General features: G+C 71.1%; 1 protein-coding gene. It reads right to left on the bottom strand.

Annotated elements, in window-relative coordinates; translation table 11 throughout:
* The coding region (locus ACLJNW_RS29280; protein WP_410962180.1) for a hypothetical protein at window positions 1–228 on the bottom strand (228 nt) is incomplete at both ends.

The raw sequence follows: 228 nt of genomic DNA, 5'->3' as shown, positions 1-228 counted from the left end.
GGCCTGCTCTTCCTCGATCCAGGCACGCAGGCGCAGGCGCCGTGTTTCCCCATCGAGGCCACACAGGTCGTGCACCGGCACCTCGGCGGCGACCGCCGTGGCCGGGTGGACCCATTGCAGGGGAACCTGGCCACCGTGCAGATCGAAGCCGGTACGCAGGATCGCGTGGCGGCCGATCAGGATCGCCCAGGCGCGCGCCAGCAACTCGCCGTCCAGGCGTCCATGCAC

The organism is Salmonella sp. SAL4457 (genome assembly GCF_046548235.1).
GTDB classification, from domain to species: Bacteria; Pseudomonadota; Gammaproteobacteria; order Enterobacterales; family Enterobacteriaceae; genus Salmonella; species Salmonella enterica.
Note: the sequence above shows the minus strand (reverse complement) of the source record. Positions and strands in the feature narration are given on the sequence as shown.